The organism is Flavonifractor hominis, assembly GCF_040095835.1.
Taxonomy (GTDB): domain Bacteria; phylum Bacillota; class Clostridia; order Oscillospirales; family Oscillospiraceae; genus Flavonifractor; species Flavonifractor hominis.
Genome location: NZ_JBBMFT010000021.1, coordinates 1 through 5,436 on the forward strand (window position 1 = coordinate 1; position 5,436 = coordinate 5,436).

General features: G+C 61.9%; 2 protein-coding genes. Both read left to right on the plus strand.

What is annotated here, in order from left to right; genetic code table 11:
* Nucleotides 1–267: S-layer homology domain-containing protein (locus WMO45_RS13515; protein WP_349141412.1), on the plus strand; the 267-nt coding region annotated here is incomplete at its 5' end.
* Nucleotides 268–457: 190 nt separating this feature from the next.
* Nucleotides 458–5,436 (plus strand): discoidin domain-containing protein (locus WMO45_RS13520; RefSeq protein WP_349141413.1); only part of this gene is annotated, 4,979 nt, incomplete at its 3' end.

The following is a 5,436-nucleotide window of genomic DNA, read 5'->3' on the forward strand; positions in this document are numbered from 1 at the left end:
ATCACCGACGGCACCAACCCCGAGGCCACCATCACCCGGGAGCAGCTGGCCGTCATGCTCTACCGCTACGCCGGCTCTCCCGCCACGGAGGGCAGCCTGACCGGCTTTGCCGACGCCGCCTCCGTGTCCGCCTGGGCGCAGGACGCCATGGAGTGGGCCGTGGCCGAGGGCATCCTCACCGGCAAGAACGGCTCGGCTCTGAATCCCCAGGGCACCGCCAGCCGCGCTGAGGTAGCCACCATGCTCATGCGCTTTACAAATTCCTGACCCTGTTTATTGGAACAGCAGCCCCGGCAGCTTATGCTGCCGGGGCTGCTGTTTTTGGTTATTTTGGCCAAGGAATTCCAATCTTCTTCTTGTAGCTGATATCCAAATATGTTATAATTCATAAGGTAAACGATTTCATTTTGGGGTATTTTTGTTGTTTCTACAACGGGAAAAGAGGAGGAATCTCGGTATGTACGGTAAAAAACTGGGGACGCTCCTGCTGGCCGGACTGCTCATACTACAAACCGCAGTCCCGGCGTTTGCAGCGGAGCCTGGGTCGGCACAACCAGCGGAAAAAACAGTCTACGCGGCAGAAGAGAGCAGCGTCCGCACCACTCAGAGCCTTAACGGTGCCTGGAGCTATCACTGGATGGGCTCGGACCAGAGCGATTTGAGCCAGAGCGATGCCGCCGACTGGGAGGAGGTCACGGTACCTCACTGTTGGAATGCCGACGACGGCGCCGACGGCGGCAACAACTATAAGCGGGGCGCCGGCTGGTACAGCCGCACGGTGGATATCACCGCCGAGCAATTGGCCGGGCGGGTATTTTTTGAGTGCCTGGGTGCCAGCCAGCAGGCCGATGTCTATGTCAACGGCGTGCACGTGGGCAACCACAAGGGCGGCTACACGGCCTTCCGCTACGACATCACGCCCCAGCTCAAGCAGGGCGAGAACCGCATCACCGTCAAGGTGGACAACACCAGCGGCGGCAAAACCAACACCATTATCGCCCCCATCGTGGGCGACTTCACCGTGTTCGGCGGTATGTATCGGGATGTAAACCTGATCTTCACTCCGTCGGTGCATGTGGATGCGGTGGGCGAGATCAACCCGGACGGGAACTTTGCCACCGCCCCCAATAGTTCCGGGCTATATCTGGCCACCTCCAATGTGAGCAGCGACAGCGCCCAGCTGGATGTCTCGGCCAAGATCGTCAACGACGGCCAGACGGAGCAGTCGGTCACGGTCACTGCCGTGCTCAAGCAGCAGGACGCCAGCGAGTTTGACTGGACGCTGGGCGGGGCCATCACCACGCCGCTGGCGTTCGACCCGGAGGATATGGGAGATGGTTCCACCGTCACCAGCGTCAGCGATACCTTTACCATCCAGCCCGGCGACAGTCAGGCCTTTGACCAGACCATCACTGTGGACCAGCCCCACCTGTGGGACGGTCTGGAGGACCCCTTCCGCTATGAGGTGGAGCTCACCGTAGCGGTGGACGGCCAGAGTGTGGACACTGTGTCCGACTATGTGGGGTTCCGCTCCTTTGAGGTCACCGATTCCGAAGGCTTTTTCCTCAACGGCCGCTCTTATCCTCTGCGGGGCGTCAGCCGCCATCAGGACCAGGAGGGCAAAGGGTATGCGCTGAGCCGTGAGGATCACAACCTGGACTTTGGCCTCATCTACGAGATCGGCGCCAACAGCGTGCGTCTGGCCCACTACCCCCAGGATCCGTACATCTATGAGCTGTGCGACCGTTATGGCATCGTGGTCTGGGCGGAGATTCCCTTTATCGGCGGTCACAACGACGCCGGCAACGACGCGGCCAATGAAGTGATGCGTCAGACCACCAAGCAGCAGCTGCGGGAGCTGATCCTTCAGCAGTTCAACCACCCCTCCATCTGCTTCTGGGGTCTGGAGAACGAGGTGGGCCATCAGGCCACCGCTACTCTGGCCAAGGAATGGATCGCCGACATGAACCAGATGGCCCATGAGCTGGATCCTTCCCGCCTGACCACCATGGCTACCAACAACAACAGCGCTTATAGCTGGGATTCCGACCTCATCGCCTGGAACACCTATCCCGGCTGGTACGGCGGAAACATCAACAATCTGGGCGGCACCGTGGACGGTTACCACAACAACAGCGACCCCCGTCCCGTAGGCATCTCCGAGTACGGCGGCGGCGGCAACCCCTATCAGCATGAATTCAATACCAGCACCTCCATCGCCAACAACGGCGGTCCCTGGCACCCGGAGGAGTTCCAGAGCGACCTGCACGAGGCGGCCATCAAGGCCATCAAGGCCCGGGACTGGCTGTGGTGTACCTATGTGTGGAACATGTTCGACTTTGGCTCGGACAGCCGCAACGAGGGCAGCAACCCCGGCATCAACGACAAGGGCCTGGTCTCCTACGACCGGACGCTGAAGAAGGACAGCTTCTATCTCTACAAGGCCAACTGGAACCAGCGGGACTTTTTCGTCCACCTGACCAGCCAGCGCTGGAACCCCCGGGAGGACTCCCTGATCCCCGAGATCAAGGTCTACTCCAACTGTGACGAGGTCACCCTGACCGTCAACGGCGAGGTCGTTCCCAACGGCGTCAACGAGGGCAACGGCGTGTTCACCTGGGCCAATGTCACCTTCGACGTGGGCGAGAACACGGTGGTGGCCACCGGCACCAAGAACGGCCAGACCTATAGCGAGACGGTGGTGTGGGACCGGACCAAGAGTTCCTCCACCGACCTGAGCTCCGACGTGCTGGCTGTGGACAACGAGCAGAAGACCATCGGCCTCACCCAGGCCTGCACCGCCGGCGACCTGACGGAGTTGCTCACCGGCAGCAACGCCACCTTCGCCGTATATGAGTCCGACGGTGAGACGCCGGTGGAAGCCGACGCACAGATCCGCCCCGGCATGCTTCTGAAGGTAACAGCAGAGGACGGCACCACCACCGCCCAGTATACCTTTGTATCGGTCAACCTGAGCTATGGCAAGCCGGTGACGGCCTCCAGCGTCCAGAGCGGGAACGACGCCAAACACGCCGTGGACTTCGACGGCACCACCCGTTGGGCCGCCAACGCATCCGTGAGCTCTGGCGGTGAGCAGTGGATCACGGTGGATCTGGGCGCAGAGTACCACCTTACTTCCATTGACGTTACCTGGTTCAACAGCAGCTCCGGCGCCCGCAGTTACCAGTATATGATCCAGGTCAGTTCCGATAATCAGTCGTTCCAAACCGTAGTGGACCGCAGTGCCAATACGCAGGAAGACCTGGTCCACGACAGCATGGGAGACGCCGTGGGCCGCTACGTACGTATTTTGGTCACAGGCTCTACCATCAGTACGGCCAATGCCTCCATTTACGAGATCGCCGTAAATGGCTGGGCTCTGTCCTCGGAAAAATACGAGGTGGATGATCTCAACCGCGTCATCACCGTCCCCGCCGAGAGCATGGGCAGCGAACTCTACCCGGCAGAACTGCTGGCCAACCTCACCGTGGACGGCAACTGCACCGTCCGGATGGATGACATGGCCAACTACTACGTGGTGGACGGCGACCGGGTCGTTCTGGAAGGGGCCGACGGCACCCAGATCCGCTACACCGTCGACATGCCCTCGGGTGACGAGCCGGTGTACGGCATTGTCTCCACCAATAAGCCGGTCACCTTCAGCGCCGAAGAAGGTACCGCTTCCAGCACCAGCGGCGGCGGCAGCACCGTGGCCGCCAACCTCAACGACGGCAACGAAGCGACCCGCTGGTCCGCGCCTCAGTATAAGGATAAGGACCCGGAGACCGGCCTCGGCATCCCCTCCAGCGGCGCTGTCAGCAGCGGCTACCGCTATTTCCCCGAGTGGGTCACCATCGACCTTGGCCGGCCCTACAACATCAAGGAACTCCACATCCTCTTCTATAAGTACGGGCAGAATGACCGGGCCTATCAGTATGAGATCCTGGTCAGCGAGACCGGTGAAGAGGGCAGCTTTACCCAGGTGGTGGATGCCACCGGCAACCAGGATAAGGGCGGGGACTTCTCCCACCAGGTGGATGTCCGCGGCCGCTATGTAAAGATCAATGTCACCGGCTGTTCCCGGAGCGAAACCTGGGCGGTGGCCGGTGTGCAGGAGCTGGAGGTCATGGGCAAGGCCGTGGCCGGAGCCGATTTGATCACCGACCTCTCCTTTGACTCCGATGCCATCTCCATGCGCATCAACGACCGCGTGACCCCCGCCTATACCATCACGCCTGAGGGTCTGGACGACGTGGAGGTCGCCCTCACCAGCGACAACCCCGATGTGGTGAAGGTGGAAAACGGCACCCTGCTGGCCCTGAAGGAGGGCAGCGCCGTTATCACCATCACCCCCGTGGGCCGTCCTGAGCTGAGCGATACCATGACCGTCACCGTTGCCGGCGTGGGCCCCATCTCCGTGGGCAAACCGGTCCTCTTCAGCGCCGAGGAGGGGACTTCCTCCAGCGGCGAGAACACCGCCGCCGCCAACCTCAACGACGGCGATCCTGCCACCCGCTGGGCTGCTCCCCAGTATAAGGAGAAGGATCCGGATACCGGCCTCGGCATCCCCTCCAGCGGCGCCGCCGGCAGCGGCTACCGCTACTTCCCCGAGTGGGTCGCCATTGACCTGGGCGCCGTTTACGACGTCAATAAGCTGGAAGTGCTCTTCTACAAGCACGGGGAGAACAACCGCGCGTATCAGTACGAGATCCTGGTCAGCGAGACCGGTGAGGACGGCAGCTACACCCAGATCGTGGACGCTACCGGCAACCAGGATCTGAGCGGAGAGCATACTCATGTGCTGGATAAAACGGTGCGCGCCCGCTATGTCAAACTAAATGTCACCGGCTGTACTTTGAATCAGACCTGGGCCTGCGCCTCTGTACAGGAATTCTCCGTATACGGCGAGCCTGCCGCGCCTACCCCCGAGCAGTACACCGTCACCGTAAAGGCCCAGGGTGAGGGCGACGCATCCGCCGCGCCCACCGCGGCCGCCGAGGGGGACACCGTGACCCTGACCGCCCAGGCCGCTGAGGGCTGGCACTTTGTGAAGTGGACCAGCGAGGACGTGACGGTGTCCGAGGAAGGCACCTTCCAGATGCCCGCCAAGAACGTCACCGTCACCGCCGTGTTCGAGCAGGACGTGACCGACGTGAAGGTGGCGTCCATCACCGTCAGCGCACCGGCCGACGTCATTACCGAGGCCGGCGGCACCCTGCAGATGAGCGCCGCCGTATTGCCGGAGGATGCCACGGACAAGAGCGTGACCTGGTCCGTGACCGCTGAGGACGGCAGCGACACCGCGCTGGCCAGCATCGACGGCAGCGGCCTGCTGACCGCCGGCGAGACAGAGGGCGTAGTCAAGGTGGTAGCCACCGCCAACGACGGCTCCGGGGTCACCGGTGAGAAATCGATCACCATCGACTTTGCCGATGA